22 protein-coding genes and 2 pseudogenes are annotated in these 25740 nt (G+C 43.1%); 5 read left to right on the forward strand and 19 right to left on the reverse strand.

What is annotated here, in order from left to right; all coding sequences use genetic code 11:
- Positions 1-35: 35 nt before the first annotated feature.
- Positions 36-1514 carry a putative basic amino acid antiporter YfcC gene (gene yfcC / locus HWQ47_RS10650; RefSeq protein WP_269971722.1) on the forward strand — a complete coding sequence of 493 codons (1479 nt, stop codon included), beginning with the start codon at positions 36-38 and terminating at the stop codon, positions 1512-1514.
- An 82-nt stretch (positions 1515-1596) separates the two neighbouring features.
- Here yfcC and HWQ47_RS10655 read toward each other — a convergent pair whose 3' ends face one another.
- The 16 genes from HWQ47_RS10655 to HWQ47_RS10730 all read right to left on the reverse strand — a co-directional run bounded on the left by HWQ47_RS10655 (position 1597) and on the right by HWQ47_RS10730 (position 19543).
- Positions 1597-2565 (reverse strand): TDT family transporter, encoded by a 969-nt coding sequence (locus HWQ47_RS10655; RefSeq protein WP_269971094.1) that lies wholly within the window; start codon positions 2563-2565, stop codon positions 1597-1599.
- Between the two features lie 132 nt (positions 2566-2697).
- Entirely contained in the window at positions 2698-3777 is a 1080-nt protein-coding gene (locus tag HWQ47_RS10660) for a methyltransferase (RefSeq protein WP_269971095.1), read from the reverse strand.
- A 122-nt stretch (positions 3778-3899) separates the two neighbouring features.
- Positions 3900-5321 carry an NADH-quinone oxidoreductase subunit N gene (locus tag HWQ47_RS10665; protein ID WP_269971096.1) on the reverse strand — a complete coding sequence of 474 codons (1422 nt, stop codon included), beginning with the start codon at positions 5319-5321 and terminating at the stop codon, positions 3900-3902.
- On the reverse strand, positions 5318-6907 hold the full coding sequence (locus tag HWQ47_RS10670; protein ID WP_269971097.1) for a complex I subunit 4 family protein: 1590 nt from the start codon (positions 6905-6907) through the stop codon (positions 5318-5320). The genes HWQ47_RS10665 and HWQ47_RS10670 overlap by 4 nt, the downstream gene beginning before the upstream one ends.
- Positions 6904-8775 carry an NADH-quinone oxidoreductase subunit L gene (nuoL, locus tag HWQ47_RS10675; protein WP_269971098.1) on the reverse strand — a complete coding sequence of 624 codons (1872 nt, stop codon included), beginning with the start codon at positions 8773-8775 and terminating at the stop codon, positions 6904-6906. The genes HWQ47_RS10670 and nuoL overlap by 4 nt, the downstream gene beginning before the upstream one ends.
- A 1-nt stretch (position 8776) precedes the next feature.
- Positions 8777-9079, reverse strand: coding sequence for an NADH-quinone oxidoreductase subunit NuoK (gene nuoK, locus HWQ47_RS10680; protein WP_269971099.1), 303 nt, complete (start codon positions 9077-9079; stop codon positions 8777-8779).
- Positions 9076-9720 (reverse strand): NADH-quinone oxidoreductase subunit J, encoded by a 645-nt coding sequence (locus tag HWQ47_RS10685; protein ID WP_269971100.1) that lies wholly within the window; start codon positions 9718-9720, stop codon positions 9076-9078. Before HWQ47_RS10685 ends, nuoK begins: the two co-directional genes overlap by 4 nt.
- A gap of 39 nt (positions 9721-9759) precedes the next feature.
- The gene (gene nuoI, locus HWQ47_RS10690) at positions 9760-10275 is read right to left on the reverse strand and encodes an NADH-quinone oxidoreductase subunit NuoI (protein WP_269971101.1); all 516 of its coding nucleotides are present in this window, start codon (positions 10273-10275) and stop codon (positions 9760-9762) included.
- 12 nt (positions 10276-10287) lie between these two features.
- The gene (nuoH, locus tag HWQ47_RS10695; RefSeq protein WP_269971102.1) at positions 10288-11241 is read right to left on the reverse strand and encodes an NADH-quinone oxidoreductase subunit NuoH; all 954 of its coding nucleotides are present in this window, start codon (positions 11239-11241) and stop codon (positions 10288-10290) included.
- On the reverse strand, positions 11238-14189 hold the full coding sequence (gene nuoG / locus HWQ47_RS10700; protein WP_269971103.1) for an NADH-quinone oxidoreductase subunit NuoG: 2952 nt from the start codon (positions 14187-14189) through the stop codon (positions 11238-11240). Before nuoG ends, nuoH begins: the two co-directional genes overlap by 4 nt.
- Positions 14176-15540, reverse strand: a complete 1365-nt coding sequence (nuoF, locus tag HWQ47_RS10705; RefSeq protein WP_269971104.1) for an NADH-quinone oxidoreductase subunit NuoF — start codon at positions 15538-15540, stop codon at positions 14176-14178. The genes nuoG and nuoF overlap by 14 nt, the downstream gene beginning before the upstream one ends.
- Positions 15537-16070, reverse strand: coding sequence for an NADH-quinone oxidoreductase subunit NuoE (nuoE, locus tag HWQ47_RS10710; protein WP_269971105.1), 534 nt, complete (start codon positions 16068-16070; stop codon positions 15537-15539). Before nuoE ends, nuoF begins: the two co-directional genes overlap by 4 nt.
- Before the next feature lie 9 nt (positions 16071-16079).
- Positions 16080-17876: an NADH-quinone oxidoreductase subunit C/D gene (gene nuoC / locus HWQ47_RS10715; protein ID WP_269971106.1), complete on the reverse strand. Its 1797-nt coding sequence runs from the start codon at positions 17874-17876 to the stop codon at positions 16080-16082.
- 2 nt (positions 17877-17878) lie between these two features.
- The gene (locus tag HWQ47_RS10720; protein ID WP_269971723.1) at positions 17879-18469 is read right to left on the reverse strand and encodes an NADH-quinone oxidoreductase subunit B; all 591 of its coding nucleotides are present in this window, start codon (positions 18467-18469) and stop codon (positions 17879-17881) included.
- Positions 18470-18522: 53 nt separating this feature from the next.
- On the reverse strand, positions 18523-18891 hold the full coding sequence (locus HWQ47_RS10725) for an NADH-quinone oxidoreductase subunit A (RefSeq protein WP_269971107.1): 369 nt from the start codon (positions 18889-18891) through the stop codon (positions 18523-18525).
- Between the two features lie 220 nt (positions 18892-19111).
- Positions 19112-19543, reverse strand: a complete 432-nt coding sequence (locus tag HWQ47_RS10730; protein WP_269971108.1) for a CBS domain-containing protein — start codon at positions 19541-19543, stop codon at positions 19112-19114.
- A 163-nt stretch (positions 19544-19706) separates the two neighbouring features.
- On the opposite strand from HWQ47_RS10730, the gene HWQ47_RS10735 reads away from it, so the two are divergent.
- Entirely contained in the window at positions 19707-20387 is a 681-nt protein-coding gene (locus tag HWQ47_RS10735) for a TetR/AcrR family transcriptional regulator (protein ID WP_269971109.1), read from the forward strand.
- Between the two features lie 61 nt (positions 20388-20448).
- On the opposite strand, the gene cysK is transcribed toward HWQ47_RS10735, so the two are convergent.
- Entirely contained in the window at positions 20449-21417 is a 969-nt protein-coding gene (cysK, locus tag HWQ47_RS10740; protein WP_269971110.1) for a cysteine synthase A, read from the reverse strand.
- Between the two features lie 291 nt (positions 21418-21708).
- Here cysK and HWQ47_RS10745 point away from each other — a divergent pair, with 291 nt between their 5' ends.
- Positions 21709-22848, forward strand: coding sequence for an RDD family protein (locus tag HWQ47_RS10745; protein ID WP_269971111.1), 1140 nt, complete (start codon positions 21709-21711; stop codon positions 22846-22848).
- Between the two features lie 147 nt (positions 22849-22995).
- Positions 22996-24241 (forward strand): annotated as a pseudogene (locus HWQ47_RS10750) (diguanylate cyclase).
- Between the two features lie 49 nt (positions 24242-24290).
- Here the strand turns inward: HWQ47_RS10750 and HWQ47_RS10755 are convergent.
- Positions 24291-24899, reverse strand: a complete 609-nt coding sequence (locus tag HWQ47_RS10755) for a DUF938 domain-containing protein (RefSeq protein WP_269971112.1) — start codon at positions 24897-24899, stop codon at positions 24291-24293.
- Positions 24900-25043: 144 nt separating this feature from the next.
- Here HWQ47_RS10755 and HWQ47_RS28070 point away from each other — a divergent pair.
- Positions 25044-25161 (forward strand): annotated as a pseudogene (locus tag HWQ47_RS28070) (OsmC family protein); the annotation flags it as partial.
- A 131-nt stretch (positions 25162-25292) separates the two neighbouring features.
- Here HWQ47_RS28070 and HWQ47_RS10760 read toward each other — a convergent pair.
- Complete coding sequence (locus HWQ47_RS10760; protein WP_269971113.1) at positions 25293-25565, reverse strand: hypothetical protein; 273 nt, start codon at positions 25563-25565, stop codon at positions 25293-25295.
- Positions 25566-25740 lie beyond the last annotated feature (175 nt).

Consider the following 25740-nt stretch of genomic DNA (forward strand, 5'->3'; position numbering starts at 1 on the left):
CGGAAACACCTACAACTCAGTCCAAAACCTGGCAGATGCCAGATACTTTAGTCCTCATCTTTTTTGTCGCAGTCGCGGCCGCGCTACTCACCTATATTGTGCCAACGGGGTCATTTCAAACTCAAGAGGTTAACTACCTTGTTGATGGTATAGAGAAAAGCCGCAGTGTGATCGATCCTAATTCGTTTAGTTATGATCTTGACGATAACGGTGAGCCCCAATTGGCTCCAGTAGGTTTGTTCGAAGGCAATGGCGGCGCTGGTTTTTTTAACTTCGCATTTGAAGGATTAGTCTCAGGTTCTAAATGGGGCAGCGCCATTGGTGTCATCATGTTTATGTTGGTGATTGGAGGCTCATTTGGTGTGGTGATGGCAACGGGCACCATAGATAACGGCATATTAAAGCTGATTGACAGAACGCGAGGAAATGAATCGCTGTTTATCCCCGTTATCTTTGTGCTATTTTCACTCGGTGGTGCGGTATTTGGTATGGGGGAGGAGGCTATTGCCTTTGCAATTATCATCTGCCCATTAATGATACGGCTCGGCTATGACGGGATCACCACAGTTATGGTGACCTATGTGGCGACTCAGATCGGGTTTGCCAGCTCTTGGATGAATCCTTTTAGTGTTGCTATAGCCCAAGGCATTGCCGATATTCCGGTACTGTCTGGTGCTGGTGTGCGTGTGGTACTTTGGTTGGGATTTACCCTCATGGGGCTTATTTTTACCCTAAGATACGCTAATAAGGTCAAACTTAGGCCTGAGTACTCCTTTAGTTATCACAGTGATGCTTACTTTAGAGAAAACCAGAGCAAAGCGAGCTTGGATAGCCGCTTTAATCTTGGCGATATTCTCGTGTTAACGACTATTATCGCAACCATCATTTGGGTTATCTGGGGCGTAGTGACTCAAGCTTGGTTTATCCCTGAAATTGCTAGTCAATTTTTTACCATGGGGATTGTGATCGGTACCATAGGTGTCATCTTTAAACTTAATGCTATGACAGTAAACGACATCGCGATTAGTTTTAAGCAAGGGGCTGCTAACATGTTAGAGCCCTGTATTTTAGTCGGATGTGCATCAGGTATTCTTATCTTGTTAGGCAGCGGTGGACCAAGTGAGCCTAGCGTCTTGAACTCAATTCTTAACAGTGCAGGGAACTTCATTGGCCAGCTACCGAATGCACTTTCGGCTTGGTTTATGTTGGTTTTCCAAACAATATTTAATTTCTTTGTGACGTCAGGATCGGGACAAGCTGCGTTGACCATGCCATTAATGGCACCTCTTGCCGATATTGTTGGTGTCACTAGACAAGTTGCGGTATTGGCATTCCAGTTAGGGGATGGATTTTCTAATGTATTGGTGCCAACATCGGCTTCGTTAATGGCAACATTAGGTGTGTGTCGCGTGGACTGGGGAGACTGGCTCAGGTTTATCTGGCGATTTATGTTGGTATTATTTGTTGTGTCGAGCCTTGTAGTGGTTGGTGCTCACTATATGGGATTTAGCTAGCCAATTAATCAATTAGCAAGTTAATTTAAAATAGAAATGCCAGTAGCTCATTGTTACTGACATTTCTAGATGAGGAATTTATTTACGCGTTAATAGCTCTTGGCTTGTAGTGTGAGAGATAACGATAAGTCACATAAATCACCACTGCAGTTGATATAAATAATTCCCCTTGTGCTGCATAAACAATTGAATCTGTAAATGAACTCTCACCGTAGGATTGACTAAGCCAATGGGCTGCTTTAAACAATGCTGTTGCACCTATTACCATAGGAAAAGTAAAGGCCGCATACCCTGGTGAAAATGGAAGTCTTAGTAAGTGAAAGAAAGCTAAGTAGATAACACTGGTCATCAATACCGCAATACTGAGTAATAACGCCACAATAATGAGCGAAGGCTGGCTACTCACGGTTAAATATCCTGCCAAAGATAAACTAGCCGGTGCGGCCATAATTGCTATTGTTGGTTTTGCTGCGTCAGGGATAGGCGCACAAAATATCAAACGATATAACATCACAGGCAGCATGATGAGATAACAGATCATACCGAAATTAAGTGTTGCATTTGCTAACCATTGGTATTGTTCGCCTGGAAAACTCACTGCAGCCACTATGATACCAATGGGCGGGACAAACCAGCTTGGTACCATGTGTTCAAGCTTGAAATCTATTGCTCTAAAGTAAGCAAACATGGCTAAGAACACAATATGAATAGCAATAGCCGTAAGCCATAAAATGAGTCCTTCAGTGGGAAAGTAATGTCCCAGTGCATTAGAGACCACCATTAATCCCATGGCGAAAGTTGGAATAACGCTACCAACAACAGGATGTGACAGCTCCTGCTTTAAAATAGTAGGATGAAACACAAACTTAATCACTAATGAAGCTAACATAAGTGCTGCGATCACCGCGCATATGCTTTGAGCACGTCCATCAATACTAGATGACATGTTTTCCCATGCCCAGCCTAAACTAGCAATGGCGAGTGCGAGTCCTGCCATAGGGCTTGGTAATTGAGATGCGTGATGTGAGATTTTTTTGAATGAAGATTTCATCTCTATTCTCCTAGTAAATAGTCTATGACTAAATAATAAAAGAGTATGGTAAGTAAGAATATTTGAGTTTAGTTAACCATAGATTAAGTTTAATTTAATCTATGGTTATGGTTTGATTAAATCTTGCTGGTCTTAGGCTACTGGTTTACGTTTACATCGGAGTAAGGTGTGGCCTAAGCCTATCTCATCAATATCTTCATCCACATAGAGACCCGCTTGAGATATAAGAGATAACATCTCTTTTGAGTGGTACATGCGGCTGTCACCATTTGCCATGGCGGTAAAATAAATAGAGGTGGCATTAACGCAATATGCGCCTGCTTCAAAGGGTTGTCTGTCCCAGTAGGTTTCTAAGATACAGAGTTCACTGTTGGCTGTCATGCTTTGAGCTGTGCGAGTTAAAATACTTAAAATTTGATCTTTTGAGAAGCAATCGAGAAATTGGCTCATCCAATAGAGATCGCCGTTTTGACAGAAATCCTGCGACGCGTCTAGCAGATCACATTGAAAGCCAGCGACTCTGTCGGCTACGCCTTTCTCTTTGGCATTGGCGAGGGCGACATTAAGCTGACCGGGCAAGTCCATAATGGTGATATTGACACTTGGATCATAAGCAGTGCAAGCAAGTGCCCACTTGCCTGTATTACCACCTACGTCGACGATATGCTTTGGCTTGGCCTGAAAAATAAGTGGCAGCAGTTGGCCAAATGCATGATCTGAATAGTAATGATCAAATTCAAACCAACTTTGCTTTACCTGAGCAGGCAACTCACTCAAGGTTGGGTAGATGGTGTCCCAATCCCCAAAGATCCTAAGTCCCTTTGGTTTACCCTCAAGCAAAGAGGATTCAAGCTCAAACATGCCTTGGTAACAAACATCATGAACAAAGTTAAGGTTGACCTTAGCCATATCATCTACAACGAGAAAGTGACCGATTTTATCGAGCAGATATTTATCTTCATTTTGCCAGAGTAAGCCCATACTAAGACCCATATCGATAAGAACACTAATGGCATACTCTGATAATCCGGTTTTTTCTTTTATGTCGGCGAGGGAGCAACCTTGCTCTGCAGAAGTCTCAATTTGCGCTAAGATGCCAAATTTAAGTAAACAACGGGCGACTTGAAAACTGATGGGAGCAAATGCGATTTTTTGTGCTTCAAACTTAGCGTTAAATGCGCTTATTTTCTTTGGGGATTGATAAAAAGCCATAGATATTCCGGGTGTTATTTCTCATTATGGAGGGACAGTATCATGATCATGCTTAATAAAAGTATGAATTATTCAAAGGGACCCCATATTTTTAACTATGGGGTCTGAACACTTGTAAAATGCTAATGGACTGTGTGCCTGATGACCTCGGCAAAGAGTGCAGGGAAGGTACCTAATCCCATAACGACGGCGATAATAAACCAGAGACTAGCCTGTTCTCCCGTGGTTGATGTCTGGCGTTTTTCTGCTTGGTTTATTGATGACAACATCACCATAATTATCCTGAGATAGAAAAATAGCCCAACTACGCTGGCGATGACCAAAAAGGGTAGCGGCCACAGAATTTGATGAGAAATGGTTGCGGTCACCAGATAAAACTTCCCCATAAAACCAACAGTCAGCGGGATCCCCGCCAGTGAAAGCATCAAAATGCTCAGGCTTGCAGCATGCAGTGGTCGGATCCAAAAGAGCCCGCTTAACTGTTCAAGGGTGGTTTTTCCCTCCAATTGCATCAAAACAGAGAAGGTGCCGGTTAATGTAATGAGATAAGCACACAAATAGAAAACAAGTGCTTCGAGTGGAAATTTTGCATTTTCAAGCAGGTCAGCATTGTGATTAAACAGCAGCAGTAAAATCAACAGATATCCGAAATGTGAGATTGATGAAAATGCCATTATGCGAAGAATATTGTTCTGCAATAGAGCGAGTAAGTTCCCTATGAGCATCGAAGTCACAGCCACTAAACCGATGATCTCGAGGATAATTTGATTATGTTGCCAGCCACCTAAGTTAAACATCTTCCAAAGCACAACAAATGAAGCCAGTTTAGAGACGGTTGATAATAGGGCGGTTGAAGCAAGAGGGGCGCCTTGGAAAATATCAGCAACCCATAGGTGGCATGGCACCATAGAGAGTTTGAAAAAGAGTCCGATAAGAATAAAGATAATACCGGTGGTGGTTAATAAAGGCATAGAGTCAGCAGAGCTGACTTCAGTTGTAATATGTTCAAATGTAAGACTGCCTGTTTGCAGATAGATGATGGCGATCCCCATGAGTAAAAAGGCTGAGGCAACGGCTGATAGAACTAAATATTTTATTCCAGCCTCTTGGCCTACGGGTTTATCTTGTGAGTAAGCGATTAATCCGACAAAGGATAGGCTCATTAGCTCTAAGGTTAAAAAGAAACTGGCAAAATGCTCGCTGACTATCATCCCTAGTGCGCCTAAGCTAGTAAGTAGAAAGAGTAAGTAAAACTCCTCCTTGTGTCCCGTTTGTTTCTCAAGCCAAGCATACATTTGTAACCAGAGAAAGATGAGGATGCTCAGCAGTAATAAACTGAGTAGGCCGCTAACAGGAGAAAATACAAAAAGTTCGTCTGACGAATTTGGTTCATTTAAGAGTAAGCATTGACTAAAACAAGCGCCGATTAGTCCTAGCCCAGTAATGATAAATGCTAAGTTGTGGGACCGTTTAAGAGCGATCGCCAACAACAAGACCAATATGGCGACAGAGATGATCATTGCTGGGAGATAATGAAGGCTCATAGCTGCACCTCTAATAGTTGGATCTCTGGTTGGAGTGGAGCTTGAAATGGTGTTTGAAAGAGTAAGGCTATCTCCATTAATGAACCATTAACTAAGTTAAAAATAGGCTGAGGGTGAAGTCCCATTAGTATCAGAGCTAAACACATCAACATTAAGGTGATTTTCTCTTTGGTATTCAGATCTGTGATGACCTGCTTAGGGGGATGTGCCGTTTGACTATCAAGTTTGTTTGAGTTTTCTGTTTCAGTCTTTATGTTTTCATCCGAGTTTACGCTCACGCCAAAGAAACTTTTTTGGATCATGCGTAGGGAATAAACTGCGGCTAATATCAGCCCTGACGTTGCCACTAAAGCAAACATTGGCGCTTGTTTAAAGGTGCCGATAAGCACCAATAACTCAGCGATAAAATTTCCAAGTCCAGGCATGCCTAAAGAGGCGACACCAAAAAACAATCCCATGGCTGATAGCTTAGGCAAGGTGTTCCAGAGTCCTCTTACTTGATTAAGATCTCGAGTGTGAAATTTATGTTGGATTAACCCCACCAACATAAAAAGGGCCGCCGTGCTGATCCCGTGTGCCAACATCTGCATGACAGCACCTTGTAGGGCATAAAAGTTAAGACTAAAACAACCTAAAAGCACAAAGCCCATATGACTCACACTTGAATAAGCCACCAGTCGTTTAAGATCCGTTTGTGAAAAAGCCATCATGGCGCCATAGATGATACTCACTCCGGCAAGTCCCATCATCAGAGGCGACCAAAATTGACTGGCATCGGGGAACAAAGGTAATACAAATCTGAGTAATCCATAACCACCGGTTTTGAGCAATACCGCAGCCAGTATGATACTGGCAGGTGTTGGTGCTTGTGTGTGCGCATCGGGCAACCAGCTATGGAAGGGGAAAGCGGGGAGTTTGACAATAAAAGCAATAATGAATCCCAGACAGATCCACTTGGCAAATTCAGATTCAATGGGTGATTGAACCAATATTTGATAATCAAAGCTAAGAATTTGAGTTTGCTGATAATGTATAACGGCCAGAGCGATAATACTTAAGAGCATCAATAAGCCACCAGTTTGGGTAAAAAGGAAGAATTTTAAGGCGGCGTAGCGACGGTTTTCATTGCCCCATATAGCAATAAGAAAATACATGGGCACTAACATAACTTCCCAAAAGACGAAGAAAAGCAGCAGATCCATGGCTAAAAACACACCAATAATGCCTGCTAATGTCCACAGATAATTACCATAAAAGAAACCTGTGTGTTGGCTTATTTCGTTCCACGCTGAGGACAAGCCCACTAATCCCATTAAGAGCGTTAATAGGATCAACACGAAGCTGAGCCCATCCATGGCAAGGTGGGCACTGATATTGAGTCTGGGGATCCAAGCAAGTGTCTCATCGACAAGCCAGAGATTGGATGCATCTATATTGGTGCCGAACTTAAGCGAAGTTAGAAAGGCTAATGACAGGAGTAAACACAGACAGGTTACCCATTTGGGCGCATCTTGATGTACTCGCTGACTCCAACATGCGATAACGCCACCAATAAGCGGCAGTAAGATCAAAGTAAATAGCATCATTGTATTAACCCCCAAACGATGGCTAACACGCAAAATATCACCAGACTTGCACTATAGTATCTAAGTTGCCCGGTTTGAAAACGATTGAGCTGTCTGTAGAGTAATGAACTGAACGTTTCAAGCTGACGATAGGCCAGATCGATAATATCCCTTCGATTATATTCAGTGACGAATTTAAACGGTTTGATAAATATAAAATAGTACAGTCTATCGAAATCCCAACCAGATAATAAAAAACTATGTAACTCTTGCCTAAAGCTGGATGAGGATTGGCTGGGTGGAGAGCTTGGTGTAAATACGCCCTTAATAAACAGAAACCAGGCTAAGATAACAGTGAATATAGGTAAGAGGATTGGCAACCAATGCTGAAATAAACTAAGAGTATGTTCCTGTGATACCGATAGAACGACAGTAGAAAAGTGGGTAAATACACCTTGAGGTTGTATACCGCCTACAAGTGACAATAGCATTAAGATAATAAGTACGCTTGCCATAATTGTTGGCGTGTTATGAGTACTTGGTTGGTTTAGTTTGCCAAAAAAGATGATAAAAAATAGTTTGGCACTGTAAAGGGCGGTAAAAAATGCGCCAATGATACCGCCCCACCAAAGTAAAGGCTGATGAGCAAGCAGTGTTTGTTCAAGAATAAGTTCTTTACTGAAAAAGCCAGACGTCATGGGAAGTGATGCTAATGCAGCGCAGCCGATACCGAATGAGAGGGCCAACAGTGGCTGAGATTTTCTTAATCCTCCCATTTTAAAAATATTTTGCTCATGATGCATACAATAAATAAGTGCTCCGGCGCTAAGAAATAACAGTGCCTTAAAGAAAGCATGGGTCATCAGATGAAATACAGCAGCAGAGGCAGAGCCAACGCCAAGGGCTAGAAACATATAGCCTAATTGGCTAATGGTAGAGTAGGCGAGTATTCGTTTCAGATCAGACTGAGCCAGCGCTGAGCTCGCCCCTAAAATCAAGGTGATAACGCCGATAATGGCGATAAGATGTAATACATCGGGAGCGAGTTGGAACAGTTCCATATTTCTTGCTATCAGGTAGATTCCTGCGGTGACCATAGTAGCTGCATGGATCAAGGCACTCACGGGAGTCGGACCTGCCATGGCATCGGGAAGCCAGGATTGCAGAGGCACCTGTGCCGATTTACCTGCAGCGCCAGCAAATAGAAGTAAACAGCATAAGCTGATAATACTCGTTGTTGAATCCCTAGTCGAAAGCCCTACAGTTTGCAGTAGTTGCTGTGATTGTTGCTGTATCTGCTGGATATTTAAGGTGTCGAATTGGTAGAAGAGCAAAATAATGCCGATAAGCATGGCGGTATCACCGATACGCGTGATGATAAATGCCTTATTAGCGGCTTGACTGTTTTTCTGTTCACGATACCAAAAACCGATCAGTAAATAACTGCATAAACCCACGCCTTCCCACCCTAAGTAGAGCAAGATCAGATTATCGGCGAGGACCAGAAATAACATGGCCGAGACAAAGAGATTAAGGTAGGCGAAAAAACGACACACATCGGCATCATCTTTCATGTAGCTGGCCGAGTAGAGGTGGATCAGCGCACCAACACAGGTAATAATCGTGACCATAATTAAAGATAAAGGGTCGAGATACAGGTTAAAATCTAAGGACAAGTTATCTATAGTAAACCATTGTCCAAGCGATACCTGAAGTATAAATTGAGTCTGATCCCAAAATTGAATGTTTAGAGTCAATGCCAATAATGCTGCTAGACTTACTGAGCCTACGGCGATGATTTGGGTTATAACAAGTTTAGGCTGCCAGAAGATCAGTAGGCAGGCGCTAATCAAGGGAAAAAGAGGAATTAAGCCAAGCAATATCTTCATATTAGCCCCGCAACTTAGTCAGTGTATCAACATCGAGATTCTGTTGCTGCCTGTAAATTTGCATGACCAAAGCAAGGCCTACGGCGACTTCTGATGCAGCTAAAGTCAGAACCAGCAGGTACATGATCTGACCATCGTTATTGCCATGCAAGTTGGATGCTGCAACAAACAGTAAGATTATGCCATTAAGCATGATCTCCAGTGAAAGTAAGATAAAGAGTAGGTTTCTTCTGCTTATTAGACCAAATACCCCGATGGCGAACAGTGAAAAACTCAGTATTAGTACCCATAGAGTTTCTATCATGGGTTTTCCTCCTGCTGTTTACTTGCTAGTAGTGGCCTTTCTGGCCTAGGAGTTTCGTCTTCTGACTTTGGTCTTTTTCGCGCAATGTGTATGGCTCCAATTAATGCAGAGAGCAAAAGCATTGCGGCAATAAGGACCAATAAACGATAGGGACCATAGAGTTGTATGGCGAGTGATTTGACTGAGTTGAGCTGTGAAGTGTTGTCGCCCTGAGTTGAATGCTGCTCAGCTCCGCTGCTAAAGACTTCATTGTTAATAGGGCTGAGAGGTACAAGTGCAGCGTTGGCTTCTAGCGGTTGCACACTAATCACCAGTAGCTCAATGATCAGTATCGTGGCCAGTAATAGTGGGCCTTTAGCACTTTTTAGATTAAAGAGAGCTTTCTCATCAAGGATACTTTTCTCGCCTTGATGTAGCATCATGGTGACAAACACAAACAGCACCATTACGGCTCCGGCATAGACAATGATCTGCAGCGCTGCGGCAAAAGGAGAGCCAAATAGAAAGAAAATTAGCGCAATAGCGATCATCATCGTCACTAGATAAAGCAGGGCATGCACTGCGTTGTGGGCCGTGACGGTTAATAATGCTGCGATAACGCAGATGATTGCAGTAATAATAAAAATGACTTCAATCATCATTCTGCCCCTTTAACGGTGTAGGGGGGATCTTATTGATTTTCATGGCAATAAACTCCTTACATTAATGGGAGGCAATTCATTTTCAGCTTCTCCTTTGCCTTTGCCTTTGATGGCTTTGCCACTCACTTTGTAAAAGTTGTAGTCATGATACTTACCTGGACCGGAGATAAGCAGATGCTCCTTTTCATAGACTAGGTTTTGTCTGTCATATTCGGCCATCTCTACATCTGGGGTTAGCTGAATGGCGTGAGTCGGACAGGCTTCCTCACAAAACCCACACATGATGCAGCGAGAAAAATTGACGGTGAAACTTTCAGCTTCCCAGCGCCCGTCTGGTTTCTCTGTTTTAACCACTGATATACAATCGACAGGGCAGGCCACAGAGCAAAGATTGCAGGCGACACAGCGCTCTTCACCATCTGGATCGCGGGTCAAGACTATTCGACCACGGTAACGAGGCGACAGATAAGGTTTTTGCTCCGGATACTCGACCGTGTCGGCACGGGTGAATGTGTGCTTTAGGATTGTGATTAGCGTTCTTATTTGACTTAACATGTCACGCTCCTCTTAAAAGCCTATGGTTAATTTCCATACTGCGGTAAGCAGCAGGTTTAATAGTGCCAGTGGCAGTAAAATGGACCAGCCAAAGCTCATCAGTTGATCGTATCTAGGCCTTGGTATCGCGGCGCGAAGTAGAATAAAAAACATCACAAAAAAAATGGTTTTGAGTGTGAACCAGACAATTGGCGGCAGCAAGGGGCCTTGCCAACCACCGAAATAGAGGGTGGTGATTAAGGCAGAGATGAAGATCACCCCTAGGTATTCTCCAATGAAAAACATACCAAATTTCATGCTGGCATATTCGGTATGAAACCCTGCAACAATTTCGGTCTCTGCTTCAGGAAGATCGAATGGGGCACGGTGACTTTCGGCAACACCAGCAAAGAGAAAAAGTAGAAATCCCAGAGGTTGACTGAGGATAAACCAATATTGGCTTTGAGCCTGAACGATCTCATTGAGACTGAAACTGCCAGCTATTACTACAACTCCCATTAAAGACAGTCCCATAAACACCTCGTAGGAAAGCATTTGAGCTGTGGTTCGCAGCGCACCTAAGAGTGAATATTTACTGTTAGATGAAAATCCAGCCAACATGATGCTATACACAGACAAGGAGCTAATTGCCAAGATAAATAGCAAGGCGTTATCAAATTCAGCGATCTGAATATCTGGGGAAAAGGGGATAATAGCGAAACCAAGTAAGGTCATGATCATCAAGATCATTGGTGCGATAACAAACAGCGCTTTATCTGCAAACGGTGGGATCCAATCCTCTTTGGTGAAAATCTTTATCATATCGGCAATAACCTGAAACAGGCCAAACGGGCCGACTCGGTTAGGGCCTAATCTGTCTTGCCAGATGCCCAGTAAACGTCGCTCGAGCCAAGTTGACCAGGCGGCGGCAAGCAGTAAAACAATCAACACTGCCAATGGGGTTAAAAGAGAGGTTAACTCAATCATGTTTCCTCCTCATGCGAGGGGCGCTGTAATGGCTCTTGTGATAGTTCTTGTAAGGAGTCAAGTGGAGATGCTGGTGCAAGCTCTTGTTTAAGTTCAGAGGTAAGTTCAGGTGTAGAGAGTCGAGTCCATTTAGCACTATCCCCCAGTCGAGTGAAATACTCTGTCGGAATCAATATCAACTCTTTGGCTTGGCTTGAGTTAAATATGCATTCGAGTCCAATTTGGGTGCTCTCTTTAAACAGGCTTATGATATCTCCTTCCGCTAATTGCCACTTTGCTGCAGTATCAGGGTGGATGTTGGCCTGTTTTTTAGGAGCCAATGAAACTAGAGCTGCGGAGTATTGAGCCAGTTCAAAATCAGCATAGAGATTAGCCATGGGACCTAGTCTAGCGTTTTCACTTTCCTTCAGGGAAGAGAGGGAGTTTGTTGATTGAGAAGACGGATCTGCTATTTCTAGTGGGGTTGCTGTTGAAAAAATCTTGATGCCTTTATTCCAAATAGACAATAGGGAATTAGCCTCTTCGTAACCTTGCTCTCTTCCATGACCTCCTCCTTGATCTGAGTTCCATTTAGGTGACCATTGATTGGCTGGCAGTACTGAAATAGGTTGCACTAGCGTTTGACGAAATCCGGCAACGCCTTCCATGGAGTTATTAATAGGGGCCAGTAAATCGATAATGGGTTGGCTCTCTTTAACATCATCAACAGCATGGATTGCGGTTCTACCGCTGTCTCTTACTGTTTGTCTGGCTATTTTGAAGGGAGATAATTCATTAAACCTTGTCAACTCAGCAAACGCTTCGATGACCTTAAGTGGAGCAGACTTAGCTGCTATCCAACGTACTAGTTCGCCATAGCTTGGCAGTCCTACTAGTGTCGACAACCATTGCCATGGGGACAATCTCCCCTTGATTTGGGGCATGGTCGCGAATGAAAACTGCAATCTTCCTTCGGAACTTAAATCACAGCCATATGATTCGGCAAATGAAGTAGCTGGAAGAATAAGGTCTGCCATGCTCGCTGTTTTTGTGAGTAGTTGGTCGATAACGATGATCTGTTTGACGTTATTTAAAGCGTTGTCGAGTTGGGTATTGTCTAGATAACGATAGAGATCGGTCTCTAACACGATTAAAGTCTCAACAGGGGCAGAATTAAGCCGTTTGATAAGGGAATCAAGTCCTTGGGGGCCGCGGCCATTGGTGTCATCATAGGAGTTATCACTTGAGTCGTTACTAGAATTATTACTTGATAAAAGTCCGAGATGAAGATCATTTCCTGCTTGAGTCGCAGCATAAAACCCTGCGTTTTGGTTTAGCTGTTTCAGCGAGTTGGCTATCTTAATACTCAAAGACAATAAGTGTATATCTCGACTTTGAATGCCGGTTAACACCAATGGCCGCTGGGCGCTTAGCAAGTCGTCGACGATATTTCTTGCCTCGTTAGAAGCCGACATCTCTGATCTATTTTGATCTTGCGAGGTATTGAATAGACGATCATCTAATAAAAATGCGACCTCTTCGAGTAGTCGTATTTGCTCAGCGGGATGCAAGATAATACTTTGGGTTGCGATGGGGGTCAGTTCACAGGCTTGACTCTCAATGATATGCAACGGCGACAATGTTGTTTGGGCTATATTGCGAACGGCGCCATCTTGCCAATGTTGAACCCCTAGATTAGCCGCTTTTTTTAGTCCGGCATTACGACTCATTTGCCGTACGCTTAAGGCGAGTCTTGGCGCGGTGTGAGTGATATCTTCATTGATGATAAGCGTGGCATCACAGGTTTCAATCTCTGTTAACGACATAGGGGTCAACGAGGTTTCACTGTAGGTTTTACACAAGAGATCTAACAGCTGAGCGTGACTATCATTGATACCAAGATAGAATTGCGTTTCGCCTACCAGTTTTAGTAGCGCGCCATTGTTTTCAATGTGAGTACGCACTGATCCTACCGCAATACAATTTTCTTTTGGATTGTGGCAATATTCAGCAAGGAGCGCTTGAGTCTGTTCTTGGGTGAGAACGTCAGTGCTTTTATGCTCATTATTGCGCTTAAGTGGCCATTCAAGGCGTTCATTGTGATTGACATGCTCATATCCAAACAGGCCTGTATTACATAAAAAATGGCCATTAATGGCATCGTGATGGCGATTGGTAACTCTTCTAATACTCTCACTGCGTTCACCTAGCGTGAGGTTGCAGCCTAAACTGCAGTGTGGGCAGACGACTGGTGCGGTCTGTAGATCCCATTTACGGCTGTAATGATGTGAAAAAGGCTTATCAGTAAATACGCCTGTGGGACAAACTTCGGCAAGATTACCGGAGAAGGGGCTTTCAAGTATGCCAGATTCAGCTCGCCCAAAATAGAGGTGGCTTTTAGAGCCAAACACATTGAGATCGTTACCGCCACAATAATCACGGTAAAAACGAACACAACGGTAGCAGCCGATGCAGCGATTCATCTCATGATTGAGCAAAGGCCCTAAAAATTGGTTGAGATGGGTGCGTTTCTTGCCTGGGTATCGGCGGGTTATATGCTTGCTCATCAAGGTCATATCTTGTAGGTGGCAGTTTCCTCCCTCTTCACACACCGGACAGTCGTGGGGGTGATTAGTCATGATGGCAGCAATATTGGTTTTTCTGAACTGTTGTGATTTATCATCTTGAAGAGAAATAATCATGCCTTCGCTTACGGTGGCCATGCATGACATGACCAAACGACCTCGGGTATCTTCGCTATTTTGATATTGAGTGACAGCGCATTGTCTGCAAGAGCCAACAGATCCCATGGACGGATGCCAACAGAAGTAAGGCAGATCTAAACCTAAAGATAAGCAGGCTTGGAGTAAGTTTTGTCCTTTCTCTACACCATAGACTTGGTTATCTATGGTGAGGGAGATGGTTGCTACACTTTCAACATTGGTGCTGTTAGTATCAGACTTGCTCATGGCTTTCACCTCCATCTTTATTCATAGAGTGCGAATGACCGAGGTCGAGTTTCAGGTCTTGTTGAACATGGAAAGGACAGCAAGCTTGAGTAATATGAGATTCAAAATCCTTCTTGAAATAGTTAAGCGCGCTCTGTAAAGGTTCAACAGCGCCAGGGGCTAGGGCGCAAAATGTGTTACCAGGGGCGGCAAAGCGACAAAGTTCCTCGAGTTGGGTTATATCTTCGAGTTCACCTTCACCAGATTCAATTTTTTCTAGCAATACTTGCGCCCAAGGCAAGCCATCACGGCAAGGTGTACACCACCCACAAGACTCTTGAGCAAAAAACTTAATCAGGTTCAGTACCATAGATACAGGGCAGTATTTATCATCCAATATGATAATAGTGCCAGTGCCCATTCGACTGCCTTGTTTGCCAATGGCGTCGTAATCCATCGGAACATCTAAATGCTCTGTCACTAAAAAGTCAGTGGATCCACCACCGGGGAGAAAGCCCTTAAGCGAGTAGCCATCACACATTCCGCCAGCATGTTGCTCAATAATTTCTCTGATAGGGGTTCCCATTGGTAGCTCCCACAATCCAGGATTGTTGACTCTGCCACTGACGCCAAAAATTTTAGTGCCCGCATCTTCCTCAAGCCCCAGTTCTTTAAACCATTGAGGACCAAAGTTGATAATGTGTGGCAGGTTACAGAAGGTCTCGACATTGTTGACTATGGTGGGTTTACCCCATAAGCCTGCTACTTGGGGAAAAGGGGGTTTAGCCCTTGGAGTGGCGCGTTTACCCTCCATCGAATTGATTAATGCAGTCTCTTCGCCGCAGATATAGCGGCCAGCGCTAGTATGAAGATGAATATCGAAATTTAATTCCGACCCTAAGATATTTTGACCTAAAAGATTGGCAGCACGACATTCATTTAGTGCTTGAGTTAATCGCTCCTCGGCTAAGTAGTAGTCACCACGTAGAAAGATATATCCGATAGAGGCTCCTAAGGTTTGTGCACCGACAAGCAAACCCTCAATGATCTGATGCGGGGTTTTTTCCAACAGCATGCGATCTTTAAAGACACCAGGCTCCATCTCATCAGCATTAACAATGAGGTAGCGAGGTGAGGGAGCATTATTTCCTCTTGGAACGAAGCTCCACTTAAGGCCTGTAGGGAAACCTGCGCCGCCTCGGCCTCTAAGGTTGGACTCTTTGAGGGTATCGAGTAGTTGGTCTTGACTCATATCCAAAGACTTACGAAAACCTTGGTAGCCACCATGGGCTTGGTACTGTTCAAGGCACCAACTCGTTTCATCTGAGGTGATGAAACGAGTTAAGGGATTGTGAGGGAAGGTTTGACTCATTTACTCACCTCGCCTAATGCCTTAATTAACTCTGGTATCTCTTTTTCAGTCATATTTTCAAATAGCTGTTTATTGGCTATCATGACCGGCGCTTTATCGCAGGCACCCAAACAAGGTAGCGGAATAAGAGTGAAGTGATTATCCGGTGTTGTTTCGCCCGTATTGATGTTCAGTTGTTGACTAAGACACTGACGAATGTGTTCAGCTCCCATTAAGTCGCAGCTAATTCCATCACAGGGGTGGAGCACGACTGTACCAACAGGCTGACGAAAGATGAGATTGTAGAAGGTGGCAACACTATCGAGATCAGCCACTGGAATGTTGGTATAAAGAGACAGGGCATGTAAGCTTGCATCGCTTACCCAGCCTCGCTCAGCTTGTATCAGTTTTAGGGCATCGATAGTTATTCCGGCAAGCTGAGGAGAATGAGAGATCAGCGCATCAATCCCGTGCTGTTCTTCTGCACTCAAGCGGGTACTATCAGCCTCAACTAATGCAATGGGGATCGCTTGTTGGTGTAGATTTTCCATAAAGTCCTCCTACCTATCCACGTCGGCCATTACAAAGTCGATACTGGCTAAGATCACAATGAGATCCGCTACCATCAAACCTTTTGCCATTTTAGGTATCATCTGTAAGTGGGCAAATGAGGGAGTGCGAATACGGGTGCGATAACTGGTGTTACTGCCATCGCTGATAATGGTGTAGGCGTTGATTCCTTTGGTGGCCTCAACGGCGAAACAAGACTCGCCTTTTGGCATTACTGGCCCCCAACTTACATTGAGAAAGTGCTGAATTAAGGTTTCTATGTCCTGTTTGCTACGCTGGTCTGGCGGAGTCGTTAATGGATGATCTGCCTTAATGTTTCCTTGGGGCATGTTATTAATGCATTGTTGGATAATGTTGACGCTCTGCCTCATCTCATCAATTCTAAGTTGGCATCTGTCGTAAGCATCACCATTATTGGCTGTGGGTATCTCAAACTCATAATTCTCATAGCCTGAATAGGGACGAGTTTTACGAAGATCCAAACCGAGCCCCGTGGCGCGTAAACCTGCGCCGGTAATATTCCAATCTAGGGCTTCTTGTGTGTTGTACTGTCCTATTCCGATAGCACGTCGTTTCAATATGCTGTTCTGCATCACCATGATTTCATATTCATCGAGTTTTTTTGGAAATTCATCGATAAACTCCTGCATCATACTGTCCCAGCCTGTGGGGAGATCTTGAGCAAGACCACCAATTCTGAACCAGCTTGGGTGCATACGTGCCCCTGTGATAGCCTCAATGATGCCAAACAGTTTCTCTCTATCAATAAACAGATAGAAAATTGGAGAGAGCTGTCCTACATCTTGGGCAAACGTTCCAAAAAAAAGCATATGACTTAAGATCCGGAAACACTCGGATAACATGACTCTAATGCATTTGACTCGTTCTGATACCTGAATATTAGCCAGCTGTTCTATGGCTAAGATATAAGGGAAGTTATTCATCACTCCCCCGAGATAATCGATCCTGTCAGTGTAAGGAATAAAGCCATGCCAGCTTTGGCGTTCGGCAATCTTCTCGGCGCCTCGATGGTGATAACCAATATCGGGAACTGAGTTGATGATATGTTCACCATCGAGCTGTAAGGCTATGCGAAAGACCCCATGTACACTGGGGTGGTTAGGCCCTAGGTTTAGAAACATGTAGTCATTGTCTTTGTTGTTTTCCTCCATGCCCCAACGTTTTGGGTCGAACTTGAGTGCTTCTTGCTCTATGGCTAAACGTTCATCATCTAAGCTAAATGGCTCAGTTTCTGTAGCGCGACAAGGAAACTCTTTGCGCAGTGGATGGCCTTTGAATGTGGGAGGGAGGAGTATGCGGTATAGATTGGGGTGGTCATCAAATACGATACCAAACAGATCCCACGCTTCTCGCTCATACCAGTTGGCTGAAGGCCAAAAGCCAGTAATGGTTGAGATATGAGCTTCATCTTGAGAGAGTGCGACTTTAAGCCTGATATCTTGGTTACGGCTAACTGACATGAGTTGATAAACTAAGGTGAAATCTTTTGCTGGGATCGTTTCTCTATCTAATCTCAGTCGCTCGTCGACAGCGTAAAGGTCAAATAGAAAATCAAAAGGTTGTTGCATCCCTTTGAGCAGTTTCAGAGTTGGAATGAGCAATGTTTTATCTATCCAAAGCGTTAAAATTTGGTCAAGGCAAACTTGTTGCTGTGCAGAGGTGCGTAACAAGTTATCAAGCTCAGGTAACATCTTTAGATTAAGTGTTTTTTGAATCTTTTCAGACTGAATTTTATGTGGTGATATCGCCTTAGTGATTATGCTCATGTTTACACCTCGTCTGGTGGTGTGAGCTTATCGGTTTGAATTCTCTGCTCATGCTTCTCATCACGCATATTGCGACAGGAAAAAGCTTGGATCTCTTCAGGGGTGATCGTCCGATTGAGTGGTCTGGCTTGGCGAGGTTCACCTTTTTGTATCGCTTCTTGCAGTAGAGTGAGTCCATACATCAAGGCTTCGGGTCTTGGAGGGCAACCGGGGACATAAAGGTCGATAGGGAGAAAACGGTCGGCACCTTGCACTACGCTATAAACATCATACATGCCACCAGAGTTGGCACAAGAACCCATGCAAATCACCCACTTAGGCTCTAGCATCTGATCATAAAGGTGTTTAATTACCGGTGCCATTTTAAGAAAAACGGTACCAGAAATAACAATAAGATCAGCCTCTCTAGGTGTTGCTCGGATCACTTCTGAACCAAATCTAGCGATATCATGGCGACTGGTAAATGAAGTGGCCATCTCAACATAACAACAAGAAAGGCCAAAGTTAAACGGCCAGAGCGAGTTGCTTCGACCCCAAGCGACAAGATCTTCAAGTCGAGTGACCAGCAGGTTCTTTTCAACCACTTCCTGCATGGTTTGAGGTGCTGTTGGAATGATCTCAGGCTTACTCAATTGCCAGCGCATAGCTACTCTCCTTGTTGTCTTTTACCCCAATCAAAAGCACCTTGTTTAATTTCGTATATTAGTGCGATAAGCAGGGCCAAGATGAAAAGGCTGGCGGTGGTTAATCCGGGCCAGCTTGTCTCTAACACAACCAGAGACCATAAGTAGAGGTAAACGGCTTCGATATCGAAGATGACAAAGGAGATAGCAATTAAGAAATAGTTAACGTTCCAACGAATATTGGTGTCCCCAACAGGAACGATGCCTGATTCGTAGGGGTAGCTATTTTTCCTTTTTTGACCTCTGGGGTTGAGCGCATAAGAGACGAGCAACATTGTCATGGTGACAATGACGATAGCGAAAGCGTAAAAAATAAAACTCGCAGATACCATAACCTAGCGCCTTATTCTTTGTTTCTTATATTTATTCATTTGTTAGTTTGACGGAGTAAAGCATAGACAACTATGTGCAAGCTGCCTGATTTATGAACAATGATCAAGTCGGGAGCACAATTAATAACCAAACAACCAAACTAATATCTTTGATATAATGCCTACTGTCTGGGCTCACAGTGAGACTTGGGAGATAAAGAGAACGCTTCAAAAAACATCATTAGACTAGGCGAGAGTGCCCTTGTTGATACATGGCTTTCAATTGGTCATCAATCGCCCTTAGTACATCAGAGCGACTGATCACGCCGATGAGTTGATTCGACTCATCTATGATGGGGTAGATTTTGGGCTTAGCATGAGTCATCTGTTGGGCCAGATCTAACACTGAAGCGTCTGGACGTACAGTAAGGGGCTTATCATGCATTATATCCCCTATGACATAGTGATCTTCGTTAAGGTAGGTGGCTTCTAGCATTTTGATTAAACAGTCCTGTTCTGACAGAAAACCGATAACATGATTGTTTTCATCGATAACCGGTCCACCTATCTGTTTAGCGCGAAGAAAGATCTCAACGGCTTCTGCGATATGCATATTGGCTGTAAACGTCACTGGACGTCTATTCATAAAGCTGGATATTTTAATTGATTCCATATCAAATCCCTTAATTGAAACTTGGTAGTCTTGTCTGCCATAGTAAGTTAATGTATAGGTGGATGAACTCTTTGGTTATTTTTAGCTCACTGCTTATAAGGTTAGTCCGAATTTATTTTTATTGTTTAATAAAAATAAAATTTACACTGGCTGAAGGAGCACAATGACTCACCTATTAACCTATGTTGGACGTCAGACGAGCAGAAGTGATGGAGAGGCGCGAAGGGTTATTATTCTCGAAGCCACACTCAGGTTAATCGTTAAAGAGGGGATCCGTGGCGTTCGTCATCGAGCTGTGGCAAAAGAGGCCAATGTCCCTTTAGCCTCTACTACGTATTACTTCAAAAATATTAAAGTCTTGATTAGTGATTCATTAACCTATTTTGCTGAAAAGACACTTTGGATGAATCGGGAGCTGGAAAATAGCAGTTTTGAATTAATCAATTATTTGAGTGAGCAGGAAGGTACCAGAGATGAGGAACATTTGCTGACCTACTTAACCCAGTTTATTTGTGAGCACATTCGTGAGCAAGTTAGGCACAGTGATGACAGAATTTTAGAGATGGCTTTCCACGAGGAAGCATTGAGAAACAGTCAGCTTGCAGATGCGATCAGCACTCTAGATGACTCTTTTTTAGCGACAATTAAACAGTTTTTTGAACAGTTGGGCTCAAGCACCTCGCTCGCGGATGCGTATCAGGTATTAGGGCTTATTAAGTTGCTTGAATATCAGTATGTGATGAGAGGCAATATTATTGAAGATAAAATTCAGTTCGAGCATATTGTAAACGCTAGCGTAAGCAAGATTATCGGAATCAGCGATCTCACTTGCATGGAGAGTTAAGCGTCATGAATAAAAAAACCAGATTAACTCTGGTTTTTTTATTCAATGTTAACTGCAGTTATTATTGTACGTTTTCAGCATCACCAAACTCGCCCTGGAATAGAACTGATGATAGGTAACGTTCTGCGGCAGAGGGTAAGATAACGACGATAGTCTTATCTTTAAATTCTGGTAGTGCGGCAATGCGATTCGCGGCTACAACTGCTGCGCCTGAAGAGATCCCGACTAGAATACCCTCTTCTTTCATTAGACGTTGAGCCATCTCTATGGATTCTTCATTGGTTACGGCTTCGACACGGTCGATCATCTCCAAATCTAAGTTACCCGGAATAAAGCCTGCGCCTATACCCTGTATTTTATGAGGACCTGGTTTTAGCTCTAATCCTGAAATAGTTTGTTGGATAACAGGAGAGTCTGCTGGTTCTACAGCCACAGAAGTGATTGCTTTACCTTTTGCATTTTTGATATAGCGGCTAATACCTGTGATAGTACCACCAGTACCAACACCCGCAACAACAACATCCACTTCACCGTCAGTATCATTCCAGATCTCAGGACCTGTGGTTTTTTCGTGGATCTCTGGGTTTGCTGGGTTATCAAACTGCTGTAATAGCACATATTTTTCAGGTGCCGATTGACGTATCTCTTCTGCTTTATCAATCGCGCCTTTCATGCCTTTGGCACCTTCGGTTAATACGAGGTTAGCACCTAATGCCTTTAGGAGTTTACGACGCTCAAGGCTCATGGTATTTGGCATAGTAAGCGTCAATTTGTAACCCCGAGCTGCTGCAACATATGCCAGTGCGATACCTGTATTACCTGAAGTGGGCTCAATCAGTTCTTTGTCTTGGGTTAGCATCCCCTTCTTCTCCGCATCCCAGATCATATTGGCACCGATACGACACTTAACACTAAAGCTAGGATTTCTGGCTTCGATTTTAGCTAAGACATTACCCGGACTAACGCGCTTAAGACGAACAAGAGGGGTATTACCAATAGTATGTGAGTTATCTTCGAAAATTTTGCTCATGGGTGCTTGCTCCTAACAATTTAGTACTTGAATCATAATCGCCTTTGACAGCATTTGAAGTGATTGTTTGTTCTTCTTTATTCTATTTAGTTATTAATAGCTGAATTCTTATTAGTAAAGCTATTGGTTGATTGGCGGGTAAAAGTGTTAATCTTCTGTTTGGGTGAGCAGAATAAGCACAATCTATAGTGTTTATGTTCAGAACGAATATAGATTATTTTCGATTCAGGGGTAAGTGTTTATCTCTTAAAATGATAAATTCCAATAAAAATAATAAGAAAGTGACTTTATATGACTAGGGAAAATCAAGAAAGCGATCCAAAATCCATGGTGACACCCTTCGCTTTTGAGATTGCTCCAAAACTTTTATACACCCCACTTGCCAGCCCTTTAAAACGAGGTTTAGCCATGATTATCGATGGTCTACTCGTCGCCGTATTGGCAGAGCAAGCGGGCTGGGTATTTATACTTCTTGTGGGGTTAACCCTATTGATACAGAAAAAAAACCGTCAGTTAGGCAAACTTTTTAAGTGGGGTCTCTACTTGCTTATGCTGGTCATGATGATCTTGGTGGCTGTGGATTATGTCACCCCATCGGAAAGATCGAGCACAGAGAAAAATGCTGCTGACGGGGTTGAGCTTAGTTCACTTGAAGTGATAGGTGAGCTGATAGATTTTGGTCCCAAAATTATTAAATTTAGTCAGTGTACCCATATTAGTTGTGCTGAAAATGAGCTTTCACATCTGCTTCCTGCCATTAAAGAGTCAAATTTAAGCTTAGATGAAAAAAAGTCGATAGTGATCAATTTAATTGATGATTTTCCCTTCCCTTTAGATGAGAAGAGACGCTTGTTAGACATTGTTAATACTGAGTTTACTCAGCCTTTAACTGTGGATTTCGAGTCTAAATTGGCCGAGGGTGAGTTACTGCAGCCTCTGGGGAGTGACCACAATGTTAAGACAGCAGAGATTACGGCCAAAACTTCAGCTAATGATAAGGTGACTTCTCAGTATGTTGATGACAATCAGTTCAAATATCTCGAAGAACTTGGCGAAGAAAAACAAGAGCTGAAGGATGAATACAGCTTACTTGCTTGGGCGAAAGGGATGTTAAACGATTTGGGGTTAGGTTTTGGTTGGTCTGCCTTTTATTTTACCGTCTTTACTGCTTGGTTTGATGGTCAAACTTTGGGTAAAAAGTTATTTAGGATCAGAGTTGTTCAACTCGATGGTACAAGGTTGTCACTCTGGGACTCTTTTGGCCGTTACGGTGGCTATGGTGCAGGATTTGCGACAGGGTTGCTGGGTTTTTTACAGATCTACTGGGATGCAAATAGGCAAGCGATTCAAGATAAAATCTCGGCAACAGTGGTTATTGATTTAAATCGATTAACGCAAGAGCAGGCGAGTTCTTACGAAACAAAGCTATAGTAGTATAAGAGCGTCAGAGACATTAAGGCTTTTAAATTTATTCTTAAAATTTCAATCAAAGATTAGGGAACTAATGTCTAAACGACGAATTTTGGGAGAGGGAATGTGGGATTAATGACTCTGCAGTTGAAGTTTGAGGAGAGCAGGTTGCGAATATTAGTCGTTGAGGACAGCAGAGTTGTGTCCCGTATTTTACAACTCCTTATCGCGCAAGAACTGGGCTGCGAAGTCGATTTTGCTGAAGATATGGTCAGCGCAGAGCTGTTATTAAATCAACACAAATACTTTGTAGCCATAACGGATCTTAATTTGCCAGATGCTCAGGATGGAGAGATAGTTCAATTGGTACAGTCTCACCAAACTCCTTGCATCGTCTTAACGGGAGTTTGGATAGCCAGCAGAGAAAACGACTTCTTCAGTTTGGCATCGTTGATTATATCTTAAAGGAAAACCGTTTCAGTTATGAGTATGTCGTCAGGCTGGTAAAACGGCTTAAACGCAATGAAAATGTTAAAGTGCTGGTGGCCGATGATTCACTGGTTAGCCGTAAGTTTGTCAGAAATTTATTAGAGCAACAGTTATTTCAAATTATTGAAGCTGATGATGGTTTATCGGCATTAGCGATACTGCAAACTCAGTCGGATATCACCTTGCTTATCACAGATTATAATATGCCGGGTCTGGATGGCTTCGGTTTGATCCTCAAAGTGAGGGAGATTTTAGCCGTGAGGAGTTGGCTATTATTGGGCTTTCCAGTGATGCTGATGAGAGCCTATCTGCTCGCTTTATCAAAAATGGAGCTAACGATTTTCTGCAAAAACCCTTCGTTCATGAAGAGTTCCACTGTCGGGTACTCAATACGTTAGATTCGTTAGATATGATCCGTAAACTGTGGGAACAAGCCAATTTGGACTACCTAACTGGCGTTTATAATCGTCGTTACTTTTTTGGCCTATATGAAGAGCAACTTGAACAGATTAAACAGAAAAAAAGTAGCTTAACGGTCGCTCTGCTTGATATAGACTTTTTCAAGAAAGTGAATGATAGCTATGGTCACGACGTGGGAGATGAGGTGTTAGTGGAGTTCGCTTCTCGTTTAAATGGCTTCTTCGGCCAACATTTTAATGTATCCCGATTTGGTGGTGAAGAGTTTATCGTTGCTTTTAGAGGCTTAAACGAAGATAAGGCATTTTCCTTAATGGACAGGTTTCGTGCTCAGCTAGAGGCTGAGCCTATCTTAACGTCTCAAGGACCGCTGACGATAACGGTCAGTACCGGAATTGCAGGTTTTACTGGTGGCAATTTAGACAGCCTGATTAATAGAGCCGATAAAGCCCTTTATGATGCGAAAGCGTTGGGCAGAAATTTAGTCTGCATCGAAAGGACTCAGTAATAGCGGTTATTTGGCTATTGAAACGGCTAATAAGCTACTAATCTTGGCTTTATTCTTTTACAAAGTGCAGTAAACGGTTGTTAGCAGGCATTGCATGATCATCAATTAATTTCAGTCCCTCGTTCTCAGCAAGTTGACTAATCCATTCGATATCTCGAATGGCACTGTTTGGATTTTGTTGAGCTAACCAGATATCAAATCTAGCATTACTCTCACTGGAATAATTCCCCCCATAATTAAAGGGTCCGTAAATACAGAGTTGGCCTTGGATCTGTAAGTGCTCTCCTACTCCTTTAAAAAAGGCTTCCACCATATCTTTCGCCATTATATGCAAGGTGTTGGCTGTAAAAATAGCATCGATATTGGCTTGTTTGTTCAGTGGCCAAGTTGTCGTCACGTCCAGTGTTAAAGGCATCTGCAAATTAGCGATCTGGGATTGAGCGAGTCTCATCTCAATTCCCTGAAGATAGATAGATTGATCGCTGGTTTGCCAGATAAGATGGGGTAGGTGCTTGGCAAAATGAACTGCATGCTGGCCTGTTCCTGTGCCTATTTCAAGTAGATGGGTGGCGGTTGAAAAAATGGGATTAATGATATTCAGAATCGAGTCTTTATTATTTTCACAGGCTTGAGAAAAGGGCAGTTGGCTCGTGGTCATTGTTCGATACTCGATTAGTGTGACTGAGGTCGATACCGTTATGGCATGTTAGTTTTACACTGTATCGTGATTTATCTATTCAAAGAAGAGGGAAGAGGATTTTTGGAACTGTGTTAAATCATTATCTAGCCGTGCTTTGCTGATGAGGCCTTTGTCGAAAATCAATATAGTCGAGGTCATTTTTGGTTGTTTGATGGTAGTGCCCGCCTCCTCTTATCCCCACATAGTTCCCTTGCCCTTTTCTGTTGAGGCTGATGTGGAGCAGAGATAGTGTTGTAACGATTAAATGGTGTTTTATACTAAACGCTATTACTTGCCTCGCGAGATAATGCGAGGCAAGAGTTCATGTTATTTTTATTTATTCAGTGAAAAGGTATGACGAGTAAATATGAACTAGCTGGTTTCAGCTTTTCCTGCTTCTTTTGCTTTTTTAATGTCGAAATTGTCCAGCAAAAGTAGGGTATCTGCCAGAGCTGATTTTAGCTTTGTTGCGGGGGGAATTTTTTTCGCATGACTTAATGATTCCCTTCTGGTAACTGATTCTAATATTGCATCCAGTCTTTCGGGGGATTCGAGCTCGAGCTCAGGCAGTTTGTTAGTCGTAGAATCATTGTAAAGCTTATACTCATTCTTTAGATGCTCTTGTGCTTCCTTAATTCTATTCATTTACGCTTCTCCATTTTAAAATGCTTAGTAATTAAGCTAGTTCATAAGTCAACTTTTCGCAAGTAGTTGAATTATATTAAAATGAAAGCTAATACTGAGAATAGAAAGCTAAAAGGCTCTGGTAGTTGAATAGACGAGTCGAACTGGGGATAAAATAAAATCATGTGAGAATAAA

Source organism: Shewanella sp. MTB7 (assembly GCF_027571385.1).
Lineage (GTDB): Bacteria > Pseudomonadota > Gammaproteobacteria > Enterobacterales > Shewanellaceae > Shewanella.

What these genes read in the sequence shown, in the direction of transcription:
- cysK (WP_269971110.1), bottom strand. Translation starts at nt 21,417, where the DNA reads ATGAGCAAAATTTTCGAAGATAACTCACATACTATTGGTAATACCCCT.
- HWQ47_RS10745 (WP_269971111.1), top strand. Translation starts at nt 21,709, where the DNA reads ATGACTAGGGAAAATCAAGAAAGCGATCCAAAATCCATGGTGACACCC.
- nuoK (WP_269971099.1), bottom strand. Translation starts at nt 9,079, where the DNA reads ATGATAGAAACTCTATGGGTACTAATACTGAGTTTTTCACTGTTCGCC.
- HWQ47_RS10730 (WP_269971108.1), bottom strand. Translation starts at nt 19,543, where the DNA reads ATGGAATCAATTAAAATATCCAGCTTTATGAATAGACGTCCAGTGACG.
- nuoF (WP_269971104.1), bottom strand. Translation starts at nt 15,540, where the DNA reads ATGAGTCAAACCTTCCCTCACAATCCCTTAACTCGTTTCATCACCTCA.
- nuoE (WP_269971105.1), bottom strand. Translation starts at nt 16,070, where the DNA reads ATGGAAAATCTACACCAACAAGCGATCCCCATTGCATTAGTTGAGGCT.
- nuoL (WP_269971098.1), bottom strand. Translation starts at nt 8,775, where the DNA reads ATGAAGATATTGCTTGGCTTAATTCCTCTTTTTCCCTTGATTAGCGCC.
- HWQ47_RS10760 (WP_269971113.1), bottom strand. Translation starts at nt 25,565, where the DNA reads ATGAATAGAATTAAGGAAGCACAAGAGCATCTAAAGAATGAGTATAAG.
- HWQ47_RS10735 (WP_269971109.1), top strand. Translation starts at nt 19,707, where the DNA reads ATGACTCACCTATTAACCTATGTTGGACGTCAGACGAGCAGAAGTGAT.
- yfcC (WP_269971722.1), top strand. Translation starts at nt 36, where the DNA reads ATGCCAGATACTTTAGTCCTCATCTTTTTTGTCGCAGTCGCGGCCGCG.
- HWQ47_RS10685 (WP_269971100.1), bottom strand. Translation starts at nt 9,720, where the DNA reads ATGATGATTGAAGTCATTTTTATTATTACTGCAATCATCTGCGTTATC.
- nuoI (WP_269971101.1), bottom strand. Translation starts at nt 10,275, where the DNA reads ATGTTAAGTCAAATAAGAACGCTAATCACAATCCTAAAGCACACATTC.
- nuoH (WP_269971102.1), bottom strand. Translation starts at nt 11,241, where the DNA reads ATGATTGAGTTAACCTCTCTTTTAACCCCATTGGCAGTGTTGATTGTT.
- nuoC (WP_269971106.1), bottom strand. Translation starts at nt 17,876, where the DNA reads ATGAGCATAATCACTAAGGCGATATCACCACATAAAATTCAGTCTGAA.
- HWQ47_RS10725 (WP_269971107.1), bottom strand. Translation starts at nt 18,891, where the DNA reads ATGGTATCTGCGAGTTTTATTTTTTACGCTTTCGCTATCGTCATTGTC.
- nuoG (WP_269971103.1), bottom strand. Translation starts at nt 14,189, where the DNA reads ATGAGCAAGTCTGATACTAACAGCACCAATGTTGAAAGTGTAGCAACC.
- HWQ47_RS10655 (WP_269971094.1), bottom strand. Translation starts at nt 2,565, where the DNA reads ATGAAATCTTCATTCAAAAAAATCTCACATCACGCATCTCAATTACCA.
- HWQ47_RS10665 (WP_269971096.1), bottom strand. Translation starts at nt 5,321, where the DNA reads ATGAGCCTTCATTATCTCCCAGCAATGATCATCTCTGTCGCCATATTG.
- HWQ47_RS10755 (WP_269971112.1), bottom strand. Translation starts at nt 24,899, where the DNA reads ATGACCACGAGCCAACTGCCCTTTTCTCAAGCCTGTGAAAATAATAAA.
- HWQ47_RS10660 (WP_269971095.1), bottom strand. Translation starts at nt 3,777, where the DNA reads ATGGCTTTTTATCAATCCCCAAAGAAAATAAGCGCATTTAACGCTAAG.
- HWQ47_RS10720 (WP_269971723.1), bottom strand. Translation starts at nt 18,469, where the DNA reads ATGCAGGAAGTGGTTGAAAAGAACCTGCTGGTCACTCGACTTGAAGAT.
- HWQ47_RS10670 (WP_269971097.1), bottom strand. Translation starts at nt 6,907, where the DNA reads ATGATGCTATTTACTTTGATCTTACTGCCGCTTATTGGTGGCGTTATC.